Annotated in this window: 19 protein-coding genes; 10 read left to right on the forward strand and 9 right to left on the reverse strand. The window is 67.8% G+C overall.

Annotated features, from left to right (window positions below; all coding sequences use genetic code 11):
- Positions 1-28 precede the first annotated feature (28 nt).
- On the reverse strand, positions 29-733 hold the full coding sequence (locus ACOCMH_RS01065) for a glutathione S-transferase N-terminal domain-containing protein (RefSeq protein WP_427307342.1): 705 nt from the start codon (positions 731-733) through the stop codon (positions 29-31).
- A gap of 211 nt (positions 734-944) precedes the next feature.
- Positions 945-3,536 carry a bifunctional aconitate hydratase 2/2-methylisocitrate dehydratase gene (gene acnB, locus ACOCMH_RS01070; RefSeq protein WP_427307343.1) on the reverse strand — a complete coding sequence of 864 codons (2,592 nt, stop codon included), beginning with the start codon at positions 3,534-3,536 and terminating at the stop codon, positions 945-947.
- A gap of 833 nt (positions 3,537-4,369) precedes the next feature.
- Here acnB and fliL point away from each other — a divergent pair.
- The 7 genes from fliL to fliR all read left to right on the forward strand — a co-directional run bounded on the left by fliL (position 4,370) and on the right by fliR (position 8,824).
- Entirely contained in the window at positions 4,370-4,861 is a 492-nt protein-coding gene (fliL, locus tag ACOCMH_RS01075) for a flagellar basal body-associated protein FliL (RefSeq protein WP_427307344.1), read from the forward strand.
- Between the two features lie 58 nt (positions 4,862-4,919).
- Positions 4,920-5,939: a flagellar motor switch protein FliM gene (gene fliM / locus ACOCMH_RS01080; RefSeq protein WP_427307345.1), complete on the forward strand. Its 1,020-nt coding sequence runs from the start codon at positions 4,920-4,922 to the stop codon at positions 5,937-5,939.
- A complete protein-coding gene (fliN, locus tag ACOCMH_RS01085; protein WP_427307346.1) occupies positions 5,932-6,378 on the forward strand; it encodes a flagellar motor switch protein FliN in 447 nt (148 codons plus the stop codon). The genes fliM and fliN overlap by 8 nt, the downstream gene beginning before the upstream one ends.
- Complete coding sequence (gene fliO / locus ACOCMH_RS01090) at positions 6,375-6,830, forward strand: flagellar biosynthetic protein FliO (RefSeq protein WP_427307347.1); 456 nt, start codon at positions 6,375-6,377, stop codon at positions 6,828-6,830. The genes fliN and fliO overlap by 4 nt, the downstream gene beginning before the upstream one ends.
- A gap of 98 nt (positions 6,831-6,928) precedes the next feature.
- On the forward strand, positions 6,929-7,648 hold the full coding sequence (gene fliP / locus ACOCMH_RS01095; RefSeq protein WP_427308464.1) for a flagellar type III secretion system pore protein FliP: 720 nt from the start codon (positions 6,929-6,931) through the stop codon (positions 7,646-7,648).
- Between the two features lie 42 nt (positions 7,649-7,690).
- Positions 7,691-7,960 carry a flagellar biosynthesis protein FliQ gene (fliQ, locus tag ACOCMH_RS01100; protein WP_012355210.1) on the forward strand — a complete coding sequence of 90 codons (270 nt, stop codon included), beginning with the start codon at positions 7,691-7,693 and terminating at the stop codon, positions 7,958-7,960.
- A gap of 78 nt (positions 7,961-8,038) precedes the next feature.
- The gene (gene fliR, locus ACOCMH_RS01105; protein WP_427307348.1) at positions 8,039-8,824 is read left to right on the forward strand and encodes a flagellar biosynthetic protein FliR; all 786 of its coding nucleotides are present in this window, start codon (positions 8,039-8,041) and stop codon (positions 8,822-8,824) included.
- 21 nt (positions 8,825-8,845) lie between these two features.
- On the opposite strand, the gene ACOCMH_RS01110 is transcribed toward fliR, so the two are convergent.
- From ACOCMH_RS01110 to ACOCMH_RS01130, 5 genes are all read right to left on the reverse strand, one after another.
- Complete coding sequence (locus ACOCMH_RS01110) at positions 8,846-10,075, reverse strand: RtcB family protein (protein WP_427307349.1); 1,230 nt, start codon at positions 10,073-10,075, stop codon at positions 8,846-8,848.
- Between the two features lie 62 nt (positions 10,076-10,137).
- The gene (locus tag ACOCMH_RS01115) at positions 10,138-11,112 is read right to left on the reverse strand and encodes a threo-3-hydroxy-L-aspartate ammonia-lyase (RefSeq protein ID WP_427307350.1); all 975 of its coding nucleotides are present in this window, start codon (positions 11,110-11,112) and stop codon (positions 10,138-10,140) included.
- Positions 11,113-11,188: 76 nt separating this feature from the next.
- Entirely contained in the window at positions 11,189-12,823 is a 1,635-nt protein-coding gene (locus ACOCMH_RS01120; protein ID WP_427307351.1) for a methyl-accepting chemotaxis protein, read from the reverse strand.
- A 298-nt stretch (positions 12,824-13,121) separates the two neighbouring features.
- On the reverse strand, positions 13,122-14,117 hold the full coding sequence (locus ACOCMH_RS01125) for a tripartite tricarboxylate transporter substrate binding protein (protein ID WP_427307352.1): 996 nt from the start codon (positions 14,115-14,117) through the stop codon (positions 13,122-13,124).
- A gap of 65 nt (positions 14,118-14,182) precedes the next feature.
- The gene (locus ACOCMH_RS01130; RefSeq protein ID WP_427307353.1) at positions 14,183-15,301 is read right to left on the reverse strand and encodes a muconate/chloromuconate family cycloisomerase; all 1,119 of its coding nucleotides are present in this window, start codon (positions 15,299-15,301) and stop codon (positions 14,183-14,185) included.
- Positions 15,302-15,410: 109 nt separating this feature from the next.
- On the opposite strand from ACOCMH_RS01130, the gene ACOCMH_RS01135 reads away from it, so the two are divergent.
- Positions 15,411-16,319 (forward strand): LysR family transcriptional regulator, encoded by a 909-nt coding sequence (locus ACOCMH_RS01135; RefSeq protein ID WP_427307354.1) that lies wholly within the window; start codon positions 15,411-15,413, stop codon positions 16,317-16,319.
- A 179-nt stretch (positions 16,320-16,498) separates the two neighbouring features.
- Here ACOCMH_RS01135 and ACOCMH_RS01140 read toward each other — a convergent pair whose 3' ends face one another.
- Positions 16,499-18,631, reverse strand: coding sequence for a catalase (locus ACOCMH_RS01140; protein ID WP_427307355.1), 2,133 nt, complete (start codon positions 18,629-18,631; stop codon positions 16,499-16,501).
- A 316-nt stretch (positions 18,632-18,947) separates the two neighbouring features.
- Here ACOCMH_RS01140 and ACOCMH_RS01145 point away from each other — a divergent pair, with 316 nt between their 5' ends.
- On the forward strand, positions 18,948-19,154 hold the full coding sequence (locus ACOCMH_RS01145; protein ID WP_427307356.1) for a hypothetical protein: 207 nt from the start codon (positions 18,948-18,950) through the stop codon (positions 19,152-19,154).
- 46 nt (positions 19,155-19,200) lie between these two features.
- Complete coding sequence (locus ACOCMH_RS01150; protein ID WP_427307357.1) at positions 19,201-21,405, forward strand: phosphocholine-specific phospholipase C; 2,205 nt, start codon at positions 19,201-19,203, stop codon at positions 21,403-21,405.
- Positions 21,406-21,571: 166 nt separating this feature from the next.
- Here the strand turns inward: ACOCMH_RS01150 and ACOCMH_RS01155 are convergent, their stop codons facing one another.
- A complete protein-coding gene (locus ACOCMH_RS01155) occupies positions 21,572-22,540 on the reverse strand; it encodes an aliphatic sulfonate ABC transporter substrate-binding protein (protein ID WP_427307358.1) in 969 nt (322 codons plus the stop codon).
- Positions 22,541-22,671: the final 131 nt, after the last annotated feature.

Genomic DNA, 22,671 nt, shown 5'->3' on the forward strand with positions numbered 1-22,671 from the left:
GGACGATGCCCACCTCCGCGCCGCTAGATCAGCCGCGATGCGGCGTATCGAGCCCCTTGACCACGGCCGGACGCTTGACGAACACCTCCAGCACGCGCCGCACATTCGGAAAATCCTGGATGCCAACCAGTTCCCCGGCTTCGTAGAAGCCGACCAGGTTGCGCACCCACGGGAAGGTCGCGATGTCGGCGATGGTGTAGTCGTCGCCCATGATCCAGTCACGCCCGTCCAGCCGCTGCTCCAGCACGTTCAGCAGGCGCCGGCTTTCGGCCACGTAGCGGTCGCGCGGGCGCTTGTCTTCGTAATCCTTGCCGGCAAACTTGTGGAAGAAGCCCACCTGGCCGAACATCGGGCCGATGCCGCCCATCTGGAACATCACCCACTGGATGGTCTCGTAGCGGCGCGCCGCGTCGGCGGGAATCAGCTTGCCCGACTTGTCGGCCAGGTACAGCAGGATCGCGCCCGATTCGAACAGCGCCAGCGGCTTGCCGCCCGGCCCGTTGGGATCGAGGATCGCGGGGATCTTGTTGTTCGGGTTCAGCGACAGGAATTCCGGCGAATGCTGGTCGTCGCTGTCGAAGCGCACCAGGTGCGGCTCGTACGGCAGGCCGGTCTCTTCCAGCATGGTCGACACCTTGACGCCGTTGGGCGTGGGCAGCGAATAGAGCTGGATGCGGTCGGGATGCTGCGCCGGCCATTTGCGGGTGATGGGGAAAGCGGACAGATCGGGCACACGGGCTCCTGGTGCGGGCGTTTCCACGCCATGGCGGGAAACGCCGGACAACGGCAAAGCCCGATCATAAACCGGCCTTGCCGGGCTTGCAGCGCAGGCCCAGACCGTTGCGGCCGCCGGCGCCGCGCGATACAGGGCACGCGCGCGGCTGCGCAAAAACAGAAGGGGCCCCGCTTGGGGCCCCTTCCTCATGCCCGCCTGGCTGCGCGGCTTACACCGTCACGCCGTCGGCCACTTCCTTGAAGTCCTCGATCTGGTCGAAGTTCATGTACTTGTAGATCTTGTCGCCATTGGCGTTGAGCACGCCCATGTCGGCCATGTACTCGTCCTTGGTCGGGATGCGGCCGAGGCGCGAGCAGATTGCCGCCAGTTCGGCGGAACCCAGGTACACGTTGGTGTTCTTGCCCAGGCGGTTCGGGAAGTTGCGCGTGCTGGTCGACATCACCGTGGCGCCTTCGCGCACCTGTGCCTGGTTGCCCATGCACAGCGAGCAGCCCGGCATTTCGGTGCGCGCACCGGCGGTGCCGAACACGCCGTAGTGGCCTTCCTCGGTCAGCTGCTTCTGGTCCATCTTGGTCGGCGGAGCGACCCACAGCTTGACCGGGATGTCGCGCTTGCCTTCCAGCAGCTTGGAGGCTGCGCGGAAGTGGCCGATATTGGTCATGCACGAACCGATGAAGACTTCGTCGATCTTGGCGCCGGCCACCTCGGACAGCGTCTTCACGTCGTCCGGGTCGTTCGGGCAGGCCACGATCGGCTCATGCACGTCGGCCAGGTCGATCTCGATCACGGCGGCGTACTCGGCGTCGGCGTCCGGCTCCAGCAGCTTCGGATCGGCCAGCCACGCTTCCATGGCCTTGATGCGGCGCTGCAGGCTGCGCGGGTCTTGATAGCCCTGGGCGATCATCCACTTCAGCAGCGTGATGTTGCTGTTGATGTATTCGATGATCGGGTCCTTGTTCAGGCGCACCGTGCAACCGGCGGCCGAACGCTCGGCCGAGGCGTCGGACAGCTCGAACGCTTGCTCGACCTTCAGGTCGGGCAGGCCTTCGATTTCCAGGATGCGGCCCGAGAAGATGTTCTGCTTGCCTTGCTTGGCCACGGTCAGCAGGCCTTGCTTGATCGCGTACAGCGGGATCGCGTTGACCAGGTCGCGCAGGGTCACGCCCGGCTGCATCTGGCCCTTGAAGCGGACCAGCACCGATTCCGGCATGTCCAGCGGCATCACGCCGGTGGCGGCGGCAAAGGCCACCAGGCCCGAACCTGCAGGGAAGCTGATGCCGATCGGGAAGCGGGTGTGCGAGTCGCCGCCGGTGCCGACGGTGTCGGGCAGCAGCATGCGGTTCAGCCACGAGTGGATCACACCGTCGCCCGGGCGCAGCGAAATGCCGCCGCGGGTGCTGATGAACTCAGGCAGCGTGTGGTGGGTCTTGACGTCGACCGGCTTCGGGTAGGCGGCAGTGTGGCAGAACGACTGCATCACCAGGTCGGCCGAGAAGCCCAGGCAGGCCAGGTCCTTCAGCTCGTCGCGGGTCATCGGGCCGGTGGTGTCCTGCGAGCCCACCGAGGTCATCTTCGGTTCGCAATAGGTACCCGGGCGGATGCCCTTGCCTTCCTGCAGGCCGCACGCGCGGCCGACCATCTTCTGCGCCAGCGTGAAGCCCTTGCCGGTGTCGGCCGGGTTCTGCGGCAGGCGGAACAGCGTCGACGGGGCCAGGCCCAGCGCCTCGCGTGCCTTGGCGGTCAGGCCACGGCCGACGATCAGCGGGATGCGGCCGCCGGCGCGGACTTCGTCGAACAGCACGTCGGACTTGACCTTGAACTCGGCGATCACTTCACCGTTCTTCAGCGCCTTGCCTTCGTACGGGCGCAGCTCGACCACGTCGCCCATTTCCATCTTCGACACGTCCAGCTCGATCGGCAGCGCGCCGGCGTCTTCCATGGTGTTGTAGAAGATCGGGGCAATCTTGTTGCCCAGGCACACGCCGCCGAAGCGCTTGTTCGGGATGAAGGGGATGTCTTCACCGGTGAACCACAGCACCGAGTTGGTGGCCGACTTGCGCGAGGAGCCGGTACCGACCACGTCGCCCACGTAGGCGACCAGGTGGCCCTTGTCCTTCAGCGACTCGATGAACTTGACCGGGCCGCGCTTGCCGTCTTCTTCCGGCTGGAACGCCGCGCCTTCGCGCTTGTTCTTCAGCATCGCCAGCGCGTGCATCGGGATGTCGGGGCGGGTGGTGGCGTCCGGGGCCGGCGACAGGTCATCGGTATTGGTTTCGCCCGGCACCTTGAACACGGTGATGGTCAGGCTTTGCGGCACTTCCGGACGGCTGGTGAACCACTCGGCGTCGGCCCAGCTCTGCAGCACGGCCTTGGCGTTGGCGTTGCCCTTGTCGGCCTTCTCCTTCACGTCATGGAAGGCGTCGAACATCAGCAGGGTCTTCTTCAGCGCCTCGGCGGCGACGGTGCCGACTTCGGCATCGTCCAGCAGCTCGATCAGCGGCGAGATGTTGTAGCCGCCCAGCATGGTACCCAGCAGCTCGGTGGCCTTGGCCCGCGAGATCAGCGCGCACTGTTCCTTGCCCAGCGCCACGGCGGCCAGGTACGAGGCCTTGACCTTGGCGGCGTCATCGACGCCGGCGGGGACGCGGTGCGAGATCAGCTCGACCAAGTTCTGTTCTTCACCGGCGGGCGGGTTCTTCAGCAGTTCGATCAGCTCGGCCGTCTGCTTGGCGGTCAGGGGCAGAGGGGGGATGCCAAGCGCGGCGCGCTCGGCCACATGTGCGCGATAGTTTTCAAGCATGGGAACCTGCTGAGTAATTAGGTTTAGAAAGACTCGGTACGTCGCGATTGTAGTCCGAAGCGGCTCCTGGGTCAAATGTCTTATATCTTATATAAGAGTACTTTTACAAAAATCCATCTGAAACAAAGGCTTGCTGAATAAAGGAGTTGAAAACTCGCGTGAGTGACTACCCGACTAGCGTAGTAGGGATTGTGGGCTGGTAGGCATGTGGCCCTGCGGTTGGGTGGCGTGCTTGACGTGCGTGGCTGTTTCGCCGGCGTAGCCGGCGACTTACTCTTTTGTCCGAGCGACAAAAGAGTAAGCAGAAAAACGCGTCGCCTCTGGGCGGCTGGCCAAGGCGGCGTTGGTCATTCGGATGGTGGCGACTTGCGGTCGTGGGTCCGGTGGTTCGACCCTGCTGACGCTACCGGGAGGTGCCTGACGTTCGGGGTCGGATGGACGAACCCGACTTTAGGTCGGTGGCAGCCTGCCAACCAGGTTGTTGGTGGGACGCCTTCGGCTGCGCTGCGCGCGCTCACCATCTCAGGTCGTATGCCGTGGCACGGAGTGCATCGCTGCGCTCGCACGGCGCTGTCGCGGGCGAGCCCAAAAGCTTGGCTTCCCTCCCGCTTGTTCTCTCTCCCCTCCTCCCAACCCAATACCAACACTCAAGTTCCTCCGTCAACAAGCGTTAACCACCCTGCAGGCGCGCAACACAACGGCGCCCGCTCGCGTAGCCGTGCCTGCTCCCTTTCCGCTCAAATGGCCAAGCTGAAAGGGTTTCCCCCTTTTTTTCGGCCCTTTGCTGGCCTGCAATTCCGGAAGAATGGCAGGCATTCCGATACAGGCTTCTCATGGCGAACACGGCTTCCCCTCCCCGGACTGGCAACACAGGCAAGCGCGGCCGGCTACTGCTGATCGGCGCCGGCGTGCTGGTGGTGGCACTGGGTGCCGGAGGCTTCGTGCTGGGCAGCATCCTGAGCAACCGCCAGCCGGCGGCGCCCGCCGCGCCCGCCGCTCCGGTGGTCCCGCCGCCGATCTTCGTGCCGCTGGATGCGTTCACCGTCAACCTGCGCAGCGACGACGGCGACCGCTTCCTGCACACCGGCCTGTCGCTGAAGGTGGCTGACGCCGAGACCCAGGCACGCCTGGCCCAGTACCTGCCCGAGGCGCGCAGCCGCATCCTGCTGCTGCTGTCGGCCAGGCAGCCGGCCGAGCTGGCCACCGTCGAGGGCAAGCGCAAGCTGGCCGACGACATCCGCGACACCATCAGCAAGCCGTTTGCCAGCGGTCTGCCGGCGCAACGCGTGCTGGACGTGCTGTTCACCTCGTTCGTGGTGCAGTAAGCGAGCAGCCAGGGCAGCACGTTTCATCCATAACGCCGCACAAGGGGCAGGACACTAGATGGCCTACGACAAGTTCCTCTCGCAAGACGAGGTAGACGAGCTGCTCAAGGGCGTATCCGGCGAGGCCGATACGCCCAAGGCCAGCGAGACTGCGCCCGACGAGGGCGGGGTGCGCCCCTACAACCTGGCGACGCAGGAACGCATCATCCGCGGCCGCCTGCATACGCTGGAAATCATCAACGAGCGCTTTGCGCGCTCGCTGCGCACGGCGCTGTTCAACTTCATCCGCCGCGGCGCGGACATCACCGTGGGCAGCATCAGGATCGAGAAGTTCGGCGATTTCGCGCGCAACCTGCCGATGCCGACCAACCTGAACCTGGTCCACCTGAAACCGCTGCGCGGCACCGCGCTGTTCGTCTACGACCCCAACCTGGTCTTCCTCGTGGTCGACAACCTGTTCGGCGGCGACGGCCGCTTCCACACCCGCGTGGAAGGCCGCGACTTCACCCAGACCGAGCAGCGCATCATCCAGCGCATGCTGGAGCTGACGCTGAACAGCTACGGCAATGCCTGGCGCACTGTGCATCCGATCGAGACCGAGTACATCCGCTCGGAGATGCACCCCAAGTTTGCCAACGTCGCCACCCACAACGAGGCCGTGGTGACCACCGCCTTCCACATCGAACTGGGTGCCGTCGGCGGCCAGCTTCACGTATGCCTGCCGTACGCGATGATCGAGCCCCTCAAGGACCTGCTGATGAATCCGCTGCAGGACGAGAAAGAGGTCGACAAGGGCTGGGTCACGCAACTGTCGACGCAACTGCGCGCGGCCGAGGTCGAGCTGGTGGCCGAATTCGCCCACCTGCAGAGCACCGTGGCCGAAGTGCTGGCGCTGCGCGCCGGCGACGTGCTGCCGATCGAGCTGCCCGAGAAGGTGTTCGGCAAGGTGGACGGCGTGCCCGTGATGCAATGCGGCTTTGGCACCATGAACGGCCAGTACGCGCTGCGGGTAGAACGAATGATCAATCACCAGGACGGCGATTCCCACCTGGATACCGAGGACACCGATTATGACTGACGGCATCGAGGACAAGCCGGTCGACCCGATGGACGACTGGGCCAGCGCGCTGGCCGAGCAGACCAGCGCCACTTCCGCCGAGATCCCCGCCGCTGCCGCGCCGGCCGCGCCCGCCGCCACGCCGGCCGCGGCCACGGTCTTCCCGCCGCTGGCCAAGGAAGCGCCGAGCGGCTTCCGCAACGATATCGAGATGATCCTCGATATCCCGGTGCAGCTGACCGTGGAACTGGGCCGCACCAAGGTGCCCATCAAGAACCTGCTGCAGCTGGCGCAGGGCTCGGTGGTGGAGCTGGACGGCCTGGCCGGCGAGCCGATGGACGTACTGGTCAATGGCTACCTGATTGCCCAGGGCGAAGTCGTGGTGGTCAACGACAAGTTCGGCATCCGCCTGACCGATATCATCACGCCGTCCGAACGCATCCGGAAGCTGAACAAATGACAGCCGCAATCCGTGCCTTGCTCACTGCGCTGGCCGCGCTGCCTTGCGCCGCGACTGCCGCCGAAGGCACGCACGCGCCCGCGATCAGCGGCGCGGCCAGCCTGGCGCAGGCCGGGCTGGGACTGTTCGCCATCATCGCGCTGATCCTGGGCATGGCCTGGGTGGCCCGGCGTGCCGGCCTGGTGCGCCACGCCACCGGCGGCGCGATCAAGGTGGTCGGCAGCACCATGCTGGGCGCACGCCAGCGCCTGGTGCTGGTCGAGGTGGGAGACACCTGGCTGGTGCTGGGCGTGAGCCCAGGCGAAATCCGGCCGCTGCACACCCTGGCCGCAGGCACGCCCGCCGACAGCCAGGCCATCGTCCACGGCGCCACCGGCCCGTTGCAACCGCCCACCGGCGGCAGCTTTGCCGACAAGCTGCTGCGCTCGATCCAGGCTCAGTTCAAGTCATGACTTTCCCGCGTGCCACGCCGTGGCGCCAGCTGCCGCGCCATGCGGGCGCCGCGCGCCCACTTCCGCTGTGCCTGCCGATACTGCCCCTGCTGGTGCTGATGCTGACCGTGGGCACGCTGGCGCCCGCACCCGCCTGGGCCCAGGCGCTGCCCGGCGTCATCAGCAAGCCCGCGGTGGGCGGCGGCCAGATCTGGTCGCTGCCGGTGCAGACGCTGGTGCTGCTGACCTCGCTGTCGTTCCTGCCGGCGGCGATGCTGATGATGACCGGCTTTACCCGCATCATCATCGTGCTGGGCCTGCTGCGCAACGCGCTCGGCACGGCCACCTCGCCGCCCAACCAGGTGCTGGTGGGCCTGTCGCTGTTCCTGACCTTCTTCGTGATGTCGCCGGTGTTCGACCGCGTCTACAACGACGCCTACAAGCCGCTGTCCGAAAACAAGCTCAGCCTGGAAGCCGCCGCGGCCAAGGCCGCCGAACCGCTCAAGGCCTTCATGCTGCGCCAGACCCGCGAGAAGGACCTGGCCATGTTCGCGCAGATGGCCAAGGCGCCGGAGATGCAGGGGCCGGAGGAAGTGCCGCTCAGCATCCTGGTGCCGGCCTTCGTCACCAGCGAGCTGAAGACCGCGTTCCAGATCGGCTTCACCATCTTTATCCCATTCCTGATCATCGACCTGGTGGTGGCCAGCGTGCTGATGGCGATGGGCATGATGATGGTGCCGCCGGCCACGATCTCGCTGCCGTTCAAGCTGATGCTGTTCGTGCTGGTCGACGGCTGGCAGCTGCTGCTGGGTTCGCTGGCGCAGAGCTTCATGAACTGAGGCGGGCCTCCGGCGCCCGCCACCCCTCACATCATCCGAGCCATGACCCCGGAAACCGTAATGACCATCGCCACCCAGGCGATGAAGATGACCCTGCTGCTGGCTGCCCCGCTGCTGCTGGTGGCGCTGGCCGCCGGCCTGGTGGTCAGCCTGTTCCAGGCCGCCACCCAGATCAACGAGATGACGCTGAGCTTCATCCCGAAGCTGATCGCGCTGTTCGCCACCATGGTGCTGGCCGGGCCGTGGATGATCAATGCGATGGTCGACTACATGCGCGAGGTGTTCCAGAGCATTCCCGCGCTGGCGCACTGACGGCCGCCCCCGCCGCCACCTGCGCTGCTGTCCGCCACCGTTGCCGCTCTTTGCCTGCCTGCCCGCTGACCCGCCGCCGTGATCGAATTCACCTCAGCCCAGCTCTATGGCTGGCTCGCGGCATTCCTGTGGCCGTTCTTCCGCATCCTCGCGCTGATCGGCACCGCGCCGCTGTTCGGTGAATCGACCATCCCGCGGCGCGCCAAGATCGCGCTGTCGGCGCTGATCGCCATGGTGGTCTCGCCCACCGTCGCCCAGCTGCCGGTGGTGCCGGTGTACTCGTTCGGCGGGCTGATCATCATCCTCAATGAAGTCGGCATCGGCCTGGCCACGGGCTTTGTCATGCGGCTGGTGTTTGCCACCGTGCAGCAGGCCGGCGAGATCATCGGCCTGCAGATGGGCCTGTCGTTCGCGTCCTTCTTCGACCGCGCCGCCGGCGGCCAGACCATGGTGCTGTCGCGCTTCCTGAACCTGATCGCGGTGCTGCTGTTCCTGGCGCTGGACGGCCACCTGCTGATGCTGGGCGCGCTGGTCGACAGCTTCAACAGCCTGCCCATCGGCGGCACCCCGGTGTCCGCGGGCGGCGCCATGGCGGTAGCCCGGGCCGGCGGCATGGTGTTCGCCTCGGGCCTGCTGCTGGCGCTGCCGATGATCGCCGCGCTGCTGACTCTGAACCTGGCCATGGGCATCCTGAACCGCGCCTCGCCGCAACTGTCGATCTTCGCGGTGGGCTTCCCGGTCACGCTGTCGGGCGGGCTATTGGTGCTGATGCTGGTGATGCCGCAGATGGGCGGCTACATGCAGCACATGATCGAGGCGGGGCTGGAGGCGGTGGGGACGGTGCTGGGGCAGTTCGGGCGGTAACCGCGCCTGGTGTGGCGGCGCTCAACCCTTCACGCACACCACCTGCCGCAGCGTGTGCACCACCTCCACCAGGTCCGCCTGCGCCGCCATCACCGCGTCGATGTCCTTGTACGCCATCGGGATCTCGTCGATCACGGCGGCGTCCTTGCGGCATTCCACGCCTTGCGTCGCCTGCTTCTGGTCGGCCACGGTGAAGCGACGCTTGGCCTCGCTGCGGCTCATGGTGCGGCCCGCGCCGTGGCTGCACGAGCAGAACGACTCCGGATTGCCCTTGCCGCGGACGATGAACGAACGCGCTCCCATCGAGCCCGGGATGATGCCCAGCTCGCCGGCCCGCGCGCTGACCGCGCCCTTGCGCGTGACCAGCACGTCGGCGCCGAAGTGATGTTCCTTCTGCACGTAGTTGTGGTGGCAGTTGACCGCTTCGAGCTGCGCCTGGAACGGCTTGCGCAGCACCCGCCGGGCCGCGGCCAGCACGGCCTCCATCATCAGCTCGCGGTTGCGGCGCGCGTAGGCCTGCGCCCACGACACGGCGTAGATATAGTCCTCGTAGTGCGTGGAGCCTTCGACCAGATAGGCCAAGTCGCGGTCCGGCAGGTTGGCCAGGTGCTGGCGCATGTCCTGCTGTGCCAGCGTAATGAAGGTGGTGCCGATGGCATTGCCGATCCCGCGCGAGCCGCTGTGCAGCATGAACCAGACCGACTGCGCCTCGTCCAGGCACACCTCGATGAAATGGTTGCCGGTGCCGAGCGTGCCCAGGTGGCTGCGATGGTTGGCGCGCGCCAGGTGCGGGTACTTGTCGGTGATGCGGCGAAAGCCCGGCGCCATCTCGGCCCAGGCCGCGTCGACGTGCGACGGTGCGGAGCCCCAGGCGCCCTGGTCGCGCCGCCCGCCCTGCGCGGTCCGGCCATGCGGCACGGCATGCTCGATCGCGCTGCGCAGCTGGCCCAGGTTGTCGGGCAGGTCGGAGGCGGTCAGCGAGGTCTTCACCGCCATCATGCCGCAGCCGATATCGACGCCCACCGCGGCGGGAATCACCGCGCCCACCGTGGGGATCACCGAGCCGATGGTCGATCCCTTGCCCAGATGTACATCCGGCATCACCGCCAGATGACGGAAGATGAACGGCATCCGGGCCGTATTCACCAGTTGTTCGCGCGCGGCGTTTTCCACCGGCACGCCGCGCGTCCACAGCTTGACCGGCTTGCCGGCGCCAGTGTCGAGTACGTCGTATTGATGCTTGTCCGCCATGTCAGCCCTGTCCCCCGTCGTCATGCTTTGCAGCTTAGAGGCCGGGGCTTGCCAAGGATTCCCTAGCTGCCGGCGTGCCCGACAAAGCCGGCAAACGCACCCAGGTCCACATTGCCGCCCGACACGATGATGCCCACGCGCTTGCCCTTCACATCGAGCTTGCCGTGCAGCACCGCGGCCGCGGCCAGGCAGCCGGTGGGCTCGGCGACGATCTTCATGCGTCCGGCGAAGAACTTCATGGTGTCGACCAGTTCGGCATCCGACACGGTGGCGATGTCGGTCACCAGCTCACGGATCACGGCGAAGGTGTGTTGGCCCAGGTACGGTGTCTGCGCGCCGTCGGCGATGGTACGGGGCGTATCGATGCGCACGATCTCGCCGCTGCGCAGGCTGCGCTGGCCGTCGTTGCCGGCCTCGGGCTCGACACCGTACACCGCGCAACCGGGCGACATCGCCTGTGCCGCCACCGCGCAGCCCGACAGCAGTCCGCCGCCGCCCAGGCACACCACCAGCAGGTCCAGCGGGCCGGTTTCCTCGAACAGTTCCTTGGCCGCGGTGCCCTGGCCGGCCATCACATGCGGGTGGTCATAGGGCGGGATCAGCGTCATGCCGCGCTCGCCGGCGATGCGCCGGCCCAGCGCCTCGCGGTCGTCGCGGTAGCGGTCGTACAGCACTACCTCGGCGCCATAGCCACGCGTGGCCTCGATTTTGATCGCGGGGGCGTCCTGCGGCATCACGATCACCGCCTGCACACCCAGCAAGCGCGCCGACAGCGCGATCGCCTGCGCGTGGTTGCCGGAGGAGAAGGCCAGCACGCCGCCCGCCTTCTGTTGCGGCGTGAACTGCGCAATCGCGTTGTACGCGCCGCGGAACTTGAACGCGCCGATGCGCTGGAAGTTTTCGCACTTGAAGAACAGCTGCGCGCCGGTGGCGGCGTCCGCGGTGGCCGAGGTCAGCACCGGGGTGCGGTGGGCCGCCGCGCGGATCCGTTCGTGGGCGGCGGCAACGTCGTCGAAAGAAATCGGCAGGGCGGTCATGGCGGTGGCAAGAGGGAGTCGGGACCGGCCAGTTTACCCGCCCCGGCGCCTCCGCGCAGCCATGCCGCGCCGGCGGCTATGCCGTGGCCAGCCTGTGCGCCGCGCGCCGCGGCGCGGGCAGCGTACCGGCACCCGGCTGCAAGCCAGCCGCTTCGCCCGGCAGGCGGAAGAACGCCACCACCTCGCTCAGTTCCCGGCCCTGCTCTTCCAGCGCGCGCGAGGCATTGGCCGCCTCGCTCACCAGAGACGCGTTCTGCTGCGTTACCTGGTCGATCTGCACGATGGCCTGGTTGACCTGCTCGATGCCGCGGGTCTGCTCGGCCGACGCCGTGGCGATCTCCTCGACGATGCCGGTCACACGCGCCACCGCCTGGGTCACCTCGGCCATGGTCTGGCCGGCCTCGCTGGCCAGCGACGAACCATCCTGCACCTGCCGGCCCGACGCCTCGATCAGTTCCTTGATCTCCTTGGCCGCGCTGGACGAGCGCTGGGCCAGCCCGCGCACCTCGCTGGCCACCACGGCAAAGCCACGCCCCTGCTCGCCCGCGCGCGCGGCCTCCACCGCCGCGTTCAGCGCCAGGATATTGGTCTGGAAGGCAATGCCCTCGATGATGCCGGTGATCTCCGCGATCTTGCTCGAACTGGCGCTGATGTCCTGCATCGTGCCGACCACGCGCTGCACCGTGGTGCTGCCGCGTTGCGCCACATCGGCGGCGCTGCGCGCCAGCTCGCTGGCCTGGCGCGCATTCTCGGTGTTCTGGCGCACGGTTTCGGTGAGCTCTTCCATGCTGGCAGCGGTCTGCTCCAGCGAAGCCGCCTGTTCCTCGGTGCGGCTGCTCAGGTCGGCATTGCCGCTGGCGATCTCGCTGGTGCTGATGGCGATATTGCCGCTGCTGGCGCGCACCTGGGTGACGGTGGCGGTCAGGCGCTCGTTCATGTCGCGCAGCGCCGCCAGCAGGCGGCCGGTCTCGTCATCGCGGTCCACCTCGATGCGCGCGCCCAGGTCGCCGCCGGCGACGATGCCGGCCACCTCGACGGCACGCTGGATCGGGCGCGTGATGGCGCGCGTGACCAGCACGCCGCCGGCCAGCGCAATGGCCGCGGACGCCAGCGAAATCAGGATCAGCAGGTTGCGCTGGCGCTCGTAGTCCGCCTCGAGCCTGCGCTCCATTTCCTTCTGGCGCGCCTTGGTGAACTCGGCGTAGGCATCGGTCGACTTGATCAGCGCCGCCAGCAGCGGACGGCACTGCTTGTCGATGCGCGCGACGGCTTCCTCGATCTTGCGCTCCACCGCCAGCCCGACGATGCCGGTGGCCACCGGACCATACTGCGCCTCGACCTTGGTCACGTCCTCGACCAGCTTGCGCGCCTCGTCGCTGACGCCAGGCTGGCGCACCATCTCGTTGAGCCGCGCCAGCCGGGCCTGCACGTCTGCGTGCGCGCGCAGGGCGTCGGCCTTCTCGCGCTCCAGTTCCGCCGCATCCGTCACCAGCACCAGGTTGCGCGCCGCGATGGCGCGCCGGTCGACCGCGCTGCGGACTTGCGTGGCCATGTCGGCGCGCGCATTCAAACCGTCCAGATAGTCATTGAAGCCGGCGGTCGCATCGCCCAGCGCATGCAGCGAATACGCCGACACCACCAGCACCACGCCCGCCAGCGTGCCGAACCCGGCCAGCAGCCGCGTGCGGATAGACAGACTCCTGAAATTCATGATCACTCCCCTTACCGTCCAAGAAGACGTATGCGCTTCCGTTGTTATGGTTCTAGCCCTGGTGCATGCCCGACGACTGCATGCCACTGCGCGCCCGTTCCTGCCGGCCGGCACGGTGTGCGCAAGCCGCCGGGCGCGCATGGCCCCGGCGGCGGTCTGGCATCCGTGCTCTTTGTTGCGGGGGCTAACGGTAGGGATGCGGGGAACTGTTCCCTACTGGAGTGGGGGATGGGAGGGTGAGGGTCTCCATGCCGCGCTGTCGGTGCGCGGCAATGCACTTGCGGGTGGTCTGGCTGCCTCAGTCCGCGCGGATACCCCGCTGCCGGATCAAGGCGCCCCACTTGTCCGTTTCCTTCGCGAGGTGCTCGCGCAATCCTGCCGGCGAACTGCCGATCGGCTCCGCGCCGATCAGCGCCAGCCGCTTCTGCACCGCGGGCTTGCGCAGCGCCTCGAGCATGGCGCGGTTGAGCGTGTCGATCACCGGCTGCGGCGTCTTCGCCGGCACGAAGGCGGCGAACCACGGCGACAGCTCGTACCCCGGCAAGCCGGCTTCGGCCACCGTCGGCACATTGGGCAGCGCGCTGGAGCGCTTGCTGGTGGTGACCGCGATCGCCGTCAGCTTGCCCGAATCGATATGCGGCTTGGCCGAAGTGATGCTGTCGAACATGTAGTCGACCTGGCCGCCCAGCAGGTCGGTCATGGCCGGACCGCTGCCCTTGTAGGGGACATGCAGCATGTCGACGCCGGCCATCGACGTGAACAGCTCGCCGGCGAGGTGGATCGAGGTGCCGTTGCCGGCCGACGCATAGGTGTATTTGCCGGGCGCTGCCTTGGCGTGCGCGACCACCTCCTTGACGGTGCTTTCCTGGCGCCGCGCCTTGTTGGCCACCAGCACGTTGGGCACCACCGCCAGCAACGACACCGGGGCAAAGTCCTTGACCGGGTCATAGCTCAGGCGGCCGTACAGCGCCGGGTTCACGGCCATGCCGTTGGCGACGATGATCAGGGTGTAGCCGTCGGCGGGCGCGCGCGCCACCAGCTCGGCACCGATATTGCCGCCGGCGCCCGGTCGGTTTTCCACGACGATGGACTGGCCGAGCGTGCGCGACATCTCTTCGCCCAGCGTGCGGGCAATGTTGTCCATCGCGCCGCCCGCGGGGAACGGCACGATCCAGCGGATGGGGTGATCCGGATAGGCCGCGTGCGCGGCCGGTGCGGCGAACGACAGGCTGGCCGCCAGGGCCAGGGCCCCGGCGCGGCTGGTGCTTGCCAGCCGCTGGAATAACGTCTTCATGGTCTCCTCACTGCGTGATGCGCCGGCGCGGGCAACGCGCCGGGCGCTGGAATAGCTGCGCCGGCTCAACGGCGGCGGTAATGCGCCAGCTTGTCTTCGTCCAGCACCAGGCCCAGGCCCGGCCCTTCGGGCAAGTGCAGGCTGAAGTCGCGGTATTCGGGACGCTGCTGCACGATGTCATCCTTGAGCAGCAGCGGGCCGAACAGCTCGGTGCCCCACGCCAGTTGCGGCAGCGTGCAGAAGCCGTGCGCCGCGGCGATGGTGCCGACGCTGCCTTCGAGCATGGTGCCGCCATACAGCGCGATGCCCGCGGCATCGCCCACCGCGGCGGTGCGCAGCATGCCGAAGATGCCGCCGGCCTTGGCGATCTTCAGCGCGAACACGTCGGCGCCGCCGATGCGCGCCAGCTCCATCGCATCCTCCGGGCCGCACACCGCTTCATCGGCCATGATCGGCACCACGAAGCGCGCAGCCAGCCGCGCCAGCGCCATGCGCTGCTCGCGCGGCGTGGGTTGCTCGACCAGGTCGACGCCGGCGGCTTCCAGCATGGCAATGCCGGTGGCGGCGTCGGCTTCGTTCCAGGCCTGGTTGACATCGACGGTGACGCGTGCGCGGTCGCCCAGCGCGCGCTTGATCGCGGCCACGTGCGCCACATCGTCGCGCACGCCGCGCCGGCCGATCTTCAGCTTGAAGGTGTCGTGCCGGCGTTGGGCCAGCAGTTGCTCCGCCTCGGCAATGTCGCGCGCGGTGTCGCCGCTGGCCAGGGTCCACAGCACCGGCAGCGTCGCGCGCACCGCGCCGCCCAGCAGCGTGGCCAGCGGCACGCCCAGGCGCTTGCCCTGCGCATCCAGCAAGGCGGTCTCAAGCGCGGACTTGGCAAAGCGGTTGCCGCGCGCGACCTTGCCCAGGCGCGCCATCGCGGCATGCACGTTGGTCGCATCCTGGCCGGCCAGCGCCGGGGCCAGGTAGGTGTCGATGGTCAGCTTGATGCCTTCGGGACTTTCGTCACCGTAAGACAGCCCGCCGATGGTGGTGGCCTCGCCGATGCCCTCCACGCCATCGCTGCAGCGCAGGCGCACGATCACCAGCGTCTGCTGCTGCATTGTCGCCATGGCCAGCTGGTGGGCCCGGATGGTGGGCAGGTCCACCAGGATGGCTTCCACCGAAGTGATAGTAGGGGTCATACCTTGTCGATGCGATTTGAAGTTGTGGCCAAGTATGCGGCTTGACTTTGCCGGTGTCCAAGACCGATGATGTCTCGATCAATACCCTGTAGGTATGGGAAGGCTCCCTATGGAACTTCGGCACTTGCGCTATTTCCAGGTCGTGGCGCAGGAACTCAACGTCACCCGTGCCGCCGAGCGGCTGCATATGGCGCAGCCGCCGCTGTCGCGCCAGATCCGGCAACTGGAAGAAGAGATCGGCGTGGCGCTGTTCGACCGCGTTGGCCGCGGGCTGCGCCTGACCGAGGCCGGCCGCTTCCTGCTGGAGCAGACCACGCAATTGACGCAGCGCCTGGAAGAAACCATCGAAGGCACGCGCCGCATCGGGCGCGAGGAAAAGCGCTGGTTCGGCATCGGCTTCGTGCCGTCGGTGCTGTATGGCGTGCTGCCGGAGCTGATCCGCGAACTGCGCGAGTCGGACCGCAACGACCAGCAAGTGGAAGTAGGACTGGCCGAGATGATCACCGTCGAGCAGATCGAGGCGCTCAAGGCCGGCCGCATCGACCTGGGCTTCGGCCGCATCGCGCTGAACGATCCCGCCATCCGCCAGCAGGTGGTGATGGCCGAACCACTGGTGGCGGCGCTGCCCGCGCGCCTGCCGGCACCGCGCCGCAAGGCGCTGACGCCGCAGGCGCTGGCGGCACGTCCGTTCATTCTCTATCCGGCCCGGCCGCGGCCCAGCTACGCCGACCACCTGCTGTCGCTGTTCCGCGCACAAGGCCTGCAACTGCGCGTGGCGCAGGAAGCCAACGAACTGCAGACCGCGCTGGGGCTGGTGGCCGCCGGCATCGGCATCACGCTGGTGCCGGCGTCGATCCAGCGCCTGCACCGCGACGATGTGCGCTATTGCCCCATCGATGCGCCGGGCTTCGTCTCGCCGGTGATCATGAGCTATCGCGAAGGCGACACCTCGCCGTTCCTGGCGCGCGCCGTGGACTGGGTGATGCAGCGGCGCCAGGTTCCCGTCAGGTCCCGGTAAACCGCGGCTTGCGCTTTTCCTGCCAGGCCAGCGCGCCTTCGCGGATATCATGCGAGCCGTTGGCCGCGCCGATGTCGGCAGCCAGCGCCGCGTCGCCCGGCTGCACGGCGTAGAGCCGGCGCAGCAGGTATTCAGGCGCAGGCCACGCAGCAGCGTGGCGCCCGCGACCTCCTTTGCCCCTATGCCAGCATCCGCACCTGCGGCTCCCGGCCCCACTGCCGCGTCTTCGCCGCCGCGATAAAGCGGGCCGTGTCGCTGGCGGACACGATGCCGTCATCCGGCTGCAGTCCGGCGCGGGACAACAGTGCGTCGCCGCCCGCATCGGCGGCAATCGCCTTCAAATGGGCATAGGCAAAGCAGACAAAATCCAGTGCCGCGCTCTCCTGCGCCAGCATGGCGGCACCGTTGGCGGAGAGCACCACGGCCACGGCATCGAACATCACCGAAGGGGTCCCGGCCAGCTGCCCGTCGGCGGGCAGCTTCGCGCCGTCGGCCAGCACCGCGCCGCCCACCTTGGGCGCGACGATCTTCACCGTGGCGCCGGCGGCCATGGCCGCCTGCCGGATCGCCTCGACCGTGGCGCCATCGGAGCCATCGGCGACCAGGATGCCGATCTCGCGTCCCTGCAGCGTGTCCTTCATCTTGCCGATGATTTGCAGCGCCGGCGACGGCGGCAGGTCCTGCACCGGGGCGGCGGTGGGCAGCGGCTCGGGCACCTGGTCCAGCGCCAGGCCGTCGGCCACGCGGCGGCCCAGGTCCGGGTCGATATTGAGCAGGTGAGCCACCATCCGCTCGCGCACATGGACGTGCTCGACCTTCGACAGCTCGAACACCAGCGCCGAGGCGATGTGCGCCTGCTCGGCGCGCGTCTGGCTGCGGTAGAACAGGCGTGCCTGGCTATAGTGGTCAGCGAAGGTCTCCGGGCGGATACGGCCCTTGTCGCCCTGCTCCGGCACCTGCGCGCTACGGAAGCCCAGGTCCGGCGCTTCGCGCGGCGAGTCGTCGGACAGCGAGTTGGGCTCATAGGCGACGCGTCCCCTGGGCTGCTGCATCTGCATATGGCCGTCGCGCTGGTGGTTGGCAAACGGGCACTTGGGCGCGTTCACCGGGATCTGGTTGAAGTTGGGTCCGCCCAGGCGCAGCAGCTGCGTGTCGAGGTACGAGAACAGCCGGCCGAGCAGCAACGGATCGTTCGAGAAATCGATGCCGCGCACGATGTTGGCGGGGCAGAACGCCACCTGCTCGGTCTCGGCGAAGAAGTTGTCGGGCCAGCGGTCCAGCACCATGCGGCCGATGATCTTCAGCGGTACGGTCTCTTCCGGGATGATCTTGGTGGCATCGAGATGGTCGAACGGAAACTTGGCGGCATCGGCTTCGGTGAACAGCTGCACGCCAAGTTCCCATTCGGGGAAGTTGCCGGACTGGATCGCGTTGAACATGTCGCGCCGGTGGAAATCCGGATCCGCGCCGGCGATCTTGACGGCCTCGTCCCACACCGTGGACTGCAGCCCCAGCTTCGGGCGCCAGTGGAACTTGACGAAGGTGGACTTGCCCTGGCTGTCGAGCAAGCGGAAGCTGTGCACGCCAAAGCCTTCGATCATGCGCAGCGAGCGCGGGATGGTGCGGTCCGACATGATCCACATCACCATGTGCATCGACTCCGGCGTCAGCGAGATGAAGTCCCAGAAGGTATCGTGCGCGGTCGCCGATTGCGGGAAGCCGCGGTCGGGCTCCATCTTGACCGCGTGGACCACGTCGGGGAACTTCATCGCGTCCTGGATAAAGAACACCGGGATGTTATTGCCGACCAGGTCCCAGTTGCCCTCCTTCGTATAGAACTTGACCGCGAAGCCGCGCACGTCGCGCGGCGTGTCGACCGAACCGGCGCCGCCGGCCACGGTGGAGAAGCGCGCGAACACCGGCGTCTTGACGCCGACCTCGGTCAGGATGCTGGCGGTGGTGAATTGCGCCAGCGAATCGGTCAGCTCGAAATAGCCGTGCGCCGCCGTACCGCGCGCATGGACGATCCGCTCCGGGATGCGCTCATGGTCGAAGTGTGTAATTTTTTCACGCAGGATGAAATCTTCGAGCAAGGTCGGGCCGCGCGGGTTGGCCTTGAGCGAGTTCTGGTTGTCCGCGATCGGCGCGCCCTGGTTGGTGGTCAACGGCGCGTGCGTGCCGCCGGCAACCTGGTGCAATTCACCGCCGGCGCCGCGCTGGGCATCGCCATAGCCGGCCGGCGCAGCGGCAGCGGTGGTGGCGGAACTGGCGCTTGACGCGAGCCTGGCCTTGTCGTCGGACGTCTGGGGCATAGCGGTCTCCTGGGTCGGATTGACGGTTGAAGGGATGGCAATCCGGCATGGCTTGCAATTGCCGCGCCCGCTTTCGGACACTTTTGGTTACAAAGGCAAAGCAGCGGAAGTGCGGCCTGTCAAACATCTGACATTTGATCCGTCAACAATCGCCCGCTGTCGCGACAAGCCACGGCCATCCCGCAGCCTCCGGCCGGATCTGGGCTTGCCATCCGCTGCGGCGGAGTCCATCGCGTGCAGCCGCTGTCGGCGCATGGGCGCGGCCATCGTTATTCCTTTAACCAAAAGTAAAGGCCCTGCACCAATGAGACCTAACTTGCTGTCGCATTCCGCCCGGCCATGGCTGGCCGCCGGCACCATCACCCTGGCCTTGATGCTTGCCGCCTGCGGCGGCGACGACTCGCCCGGCGCGGGAGGCGGCACGCTCCAGCCCGCCGCCGCCAATGGCAAGGCTCCGGACACAGCGGGCAAGCCCGATGACGCCGGCAAGCCCGGCACCTGCGCCACGCGCTGCGCCCCGTGATGCGGGCCGCCTTCCGACCCAGCGACAGACCCACCCAAGCCACGCCATGACCTTCAATCCGTCCAAGCGACAGTTCCTCAAGACCAGCCTCGGCACCGGCGCCGCCGCCGCGGTGCTGGCCAGCTTTCCGCCCAGCATCCGCCGCGCGCTGGCGATCGAGGCCAACAACGCCACCGGCACCATCCAGGACGTCAAGCACGTCGTGATGGTGATGCTGGAAAACCGCTCGTTCGACAATTACTTTGGCACCTTCAAGGGCGTGCGCGGCTACGGCGACCGCTTTGCGATCCCGCTGCCGAACGGCAAGAACGCGTTCTACCAGACCGATGCCAACGGCAATACGCTGACGCCCTACCACCTCGATGAAACCCAGGGCAACGCGCAGCGCGCCGGCGGCACGCCGCACACCTGGCCCGACGCGCAGGCCGCGTGGGACCACGGCCGCATGGACCGCTGGCCGGTCGCCAAGAAGGCGCTGTCGATGGGCTACTACGACAATGCCGAGATCCCGTTCCAGCGCGCGCTGGCCGACGCCTTCACGCTGTGCGACGCGTACCACTGCGCGATGCACACCGGCACCATTCCCAACCGCCTGTTCTACTGGACCGGCAGCAACGGTCCCACCGGCGACAACGTCGCGGTGATGATCAATGAATTCAACGCCGGCGCCGACGTGGGCCCGTCCACCGAAGGCTGGACCTGGAAGACCTACGCCGACCGCCTCCAGGGCGCCGGGGTGAGCTGGAAGGTCTACCAGAACGTGCCGGACAACTACGGCTGCAACCAGATGATGAGCTTCCGCCACTGGCGCGCCGAGATGGAAAAGATGCCGGACGGGCGCAAGCTGTCCAACACCGCCGGCACCGGCGTCAATCCGCCCTACAACCCCGATATCGACGACCAGTACAGCCCGTTCGCCAAGGGCTTCTGCAACACCATGGCGGACGGCGGCTTCCTGCAGTCGCTGCGCGACGACGTGCAGAACGGCAGGCTGCCCGAAGTGTCGTGGATCATCCCGCCGGCCGAGTTCAGCGAGCACCCCGGCCCGTCCAGCCCGGCCAAGGGCGGCTGGTACGTGCAGGCCATCCTCGATGCGCTGACGGCATCGCCGGAGGTATGGAGCAAGACCGTGCTGCTGATCAACTTCGACGAGAACGACGGCTTCTTCGACCACAGCCCGCCGCCGACCGCGCCGTCGCGCAACCCGGACGGCACGCTGGCCGGCAAGTCCACCCTGGACGACGCGCAGATGGCCTACGAGTACTTCAACTTCCCGCCCGCCACCGCCAAGCAGCCGCCGCAGGACGGCAAGCCATTCGGGCCGGGACCGCGTGTGCCGCTGTGGGTGGTATCGCCGTGGAGCCGCGGCGGCTGGGTCAACTCCGAGGTGTTCGACCACACCTCGGTGCTACGCTTCCTGGAGGCGCGCTTCGGCGTGATGGAGCCGCAGATCAGCGCCTACCGCCGCGCCGTCTGCGGCGACCTGACCAGCGCCTTCAACTTCGCCACGCCCAACACCGAGACGCTGCCCGTGCTGGCGGGGCGCACCACGCGCGCCGATGCCACCAGCCTGACCGCCTGGCAGCAGGCGCAGCCCGCGATCCCGGTGCCGGCCACGCCGGCGCTGCCAGCGCAGGCCACCGGCTCGCGTCCGTCGCGCAAGCTGCCGTATGAACTGCATACCAGCGCGCGCGTCGATGCCGCCGCCCGCACCGTGCGGCTGCTGTTCGCCAACGGCAGCGCGCACCAGGCGGGCGCGGTATTCCATGTCTACGACAAGCTGCACCTGGACCGGATTCCGCGCCGCTACGTGGTCGAGGCCGGCAAGGCGCTGGACGATACGTGGGACATCAACGCCGACGGCGGCAAGTACGACCTGTGGGTGCTCGGGCCCAACGGCTATCACCGCGCGTTCACCGGCGACATCCATGAAGCGGCCACCACCGCCGCCGAAATCCAGGTCTGCTACAACCCCTGCAAGAAGCCGACGATCCAGGTCAAGCTGCATAACGACGGCGATGCCGACGTGACCTTCACCGTCAAGGCGCTGGCCTATCGCGGGGACGGCCCGTGGACGCAGCGGGTCAAGCGCGGCAAGGTCGAAACGCTGGAATGGCCGGTGGCCGAAAGCGGCAACTGGTACGACTTCGCCGTGACCTGCGAAGCCAGCCCGGCATTCGCGCGGCGCTTTGCCGGTCGCATGGAGAACGGCGAGGACACGGTCAGCGATCCGGCGATGGGACTGGCCTGATCCTCCGGGGCGCGGGGCCTCGCGTCCCGCGCAAGGCCCGGGCCGTTTCGTCCGAGCGCAACGAAACGGCCCGTCTGCCGTTTGCTCGTCGCATGCGAGCTTGCCTTGCCTCGGCACCACTAGGCAGGCGGAGCCGACGGCCCGCCTGCGCTGGCACGCAACCGGCTTACGCCTTGCGCCAGACCGGCGACGCCGACACCGCCACCTTGCGCGGCAGGATGCCCTGCGCGGCAAAGGCGTCGGCAATGCGCTGCTGCTCGGCCAGCGCGTCCGCGTCGACGGTGCGCACCGCGTAGCTGCGCCGCGCGTTAGCGGCCTCGACGGTGGCGGCATCCAGGCCGATCAGCGGCGCATGCCAGCGCGCGGCCTCGGCGGGGTGGCGCTTGACCCAGTCGCCCGCGTCGCGCAACGCGTCGAACACCACCGCCAGCACCTCGGCATGGGTGCGCGCAAACGGCGTGGCCGCCAGGTAGAAGCGACGATAGCTCGACAGCCCTTCGCCGTCGCGCAGCACGCGCGCATTGGCCTGGCGCTGCACCGCGGCCAGGAACGGGTCCCAGATCACCCACGCCGCCACGCTGCCGCGCTCGAACGCCGCGCGCGCATCGGCGGGGCTCAGGTAGGCCGGTTCGATATCGCGGATCGACAGCCCCGCGCGCGCCAGCGCCTCGAGCACCAGGTAGTGCGCGCCGGCGCCCTTGGCAAACGCCACGCGCTGGCCCTTGAGCTGGGCCACCTCGCGGATCGGCGAATCGCCGCGCACCACGATCGCCTGCGCCTGGGGCGACGGTGTCTCGGTCGCGTAATACGTAAGCGCCGCGCCCGCGGCCAGCGCGAACGGCGGCACCGCATCGGCCACGTCGGCACTCAGGTCGATGTTGCCCAGGTTCAGCGCTTCCAGCAGCGGCAGGCCGGAGGTGAACTCATACCACTGCACCGCCACGCCCCTTGGCGCCAGGGCTTTTTCCAGCGTCTGCCGCGATTTCAGCAGGATCATCAGCGTGGAGGACTTCTGGTAGCCGATGCGTAGCGTAGCCTCCCCCTGTCCCCGGCTGATGCCCGGCAGCGCGGCAGCGGCGGCCGCGCCCGCTGCAGCCCGGAGCAGGCGGCGACGGCGGTCATGGGTCGGGTTCATGGCGTTGCTCCAGGATGCAGGTCGGAGCGCCAGCTTAGTCAGGGCAACGGGCAAAGCCAACGAAGATTGTCGCGCATGCTTATGCAACCGCCAGCGGGCTCGTTCGGTCGCGGCGCTATCATCCGGGAATC

It is taken from the genome of Cupriavidus sp. H39, assembly GCF_050271075.1.
GTDB lineage: Bacteria > Pseudomonadota > Gammaproteobacteria > Burkholderiales > Burkholderiaceae > Cupriavidus > Cupriavidus necator_B.

Bases quoted from the DNA above. Each gene is read 5' to 3' on its own strand.
- acnB (WP_427307343.1), bottom strand. From the start codon at position 3,536: ATGCTTGAAAACTATCGCGCACATGTGGCCGAGCGCGCCGCGCTTGGC.
- fliL (WP_427307344.1), top strand. From the start codon at position 4,370: ATGGCGAACACGGCTTCCCCTCCCCGGACTGGCAACACAGGCAAGCGC.
- fliM (WP_427307345.1), top strand. From the start codon at position 4,920: ATGGCCTACGACAAGTTCCTCTCGCAAGACGAGGTAGACGAGCTGCTC.
- fliN (WP_427307346.1), top strand. From the start codon at position 5,932: ATGACTGACGGCATCGAGGACAAGCCGGTCGACCCGATGGACGACTGG.
- fliO (WP_427307347.1), top strand. From the start codon at position 6,375: ATGACAGCCGCAATCCGTGCCTTGCTCACTGCGCTGGCCGCGCTGCCT.
- fliP (WP_427308464.1), top strand. From the start codon at position 6,929: ATGCTGACCGTGGGCACGCTGGCGCCCGCACCCGCCTGGGCCCAGGCG.
- fliQ (WP_012355210.1), top strand. From the start codon at position 7,691: ATGACCCCGGAAACCGTAATGACCATCGCCACCCAGGCGATGAAGATG.
- ACOCMH_RS01110 (WP_427307349.1), bottom strand. From the start codon at position 10,075: ATGGCGGACAAGCATCAATACGACGTACTCGACACTGGCGCCGGCAAG.
- ACOCMH_RS01115 (WP_427307350.1), bottom strand. From the start codon at position 11,112: ATGACCGCCCTGCCGATTTCTTTCGACGACGTTGCCGCCGCCCACGAA.
- ACOCMH_RS01120 (WP_427307351.1), bottom strand. From the start codon at position 12,823: ATGAATTTCAGGAGTCTGTCTATCCGCACGCGGCTGCTGGCCGGGTTC.
- ACOCMH_RS01125 (WP_427307352.1), bottom strand. From the start codon at position 14,117: ATGAAGACGTTATTCCAGCGGCTGGCAAGCACCAGCCGCGCCGGGGCC.
- ACOCMH_RS01130 (WP_427307353.1), bottom strand. From the start codon at position 15,301: ATGACCCCTACTATCACTTCGGTGGAAGCCATCCTGGTGGACCTGCCC.
- ACOCMH_RS01135 (WP_427307354.1), top strand. From the start codon at position 15,411: ATGGAACTTCGGCACTTGCGCTATTTCCAGGTCGTGGCGCAGGAACTC.
- ACOCMH_RS01140 (WP_427307355.1), bottom strand. From the start codon at position 18,631: ATGCCCCAGACGTCCGACGACAAGGCCAGGCTCGCGTCAAGCGCCAGT.
- ACOCMH_RS01150 (WP_427307357.1), top strand. From the start codon at position 19,201: ATGACCTTCAATCCGTCCAAGCGACAGTTCCTCAAGACCAGCCTCGGC.
- ACOCMH_RS01155 (WP_427307358.1), bottom strand. From the start codon at position 22,540: ATGAACCCGACCCATGACCGCCGTCGCCGCCTGCTCCGGGCTGCAGCG.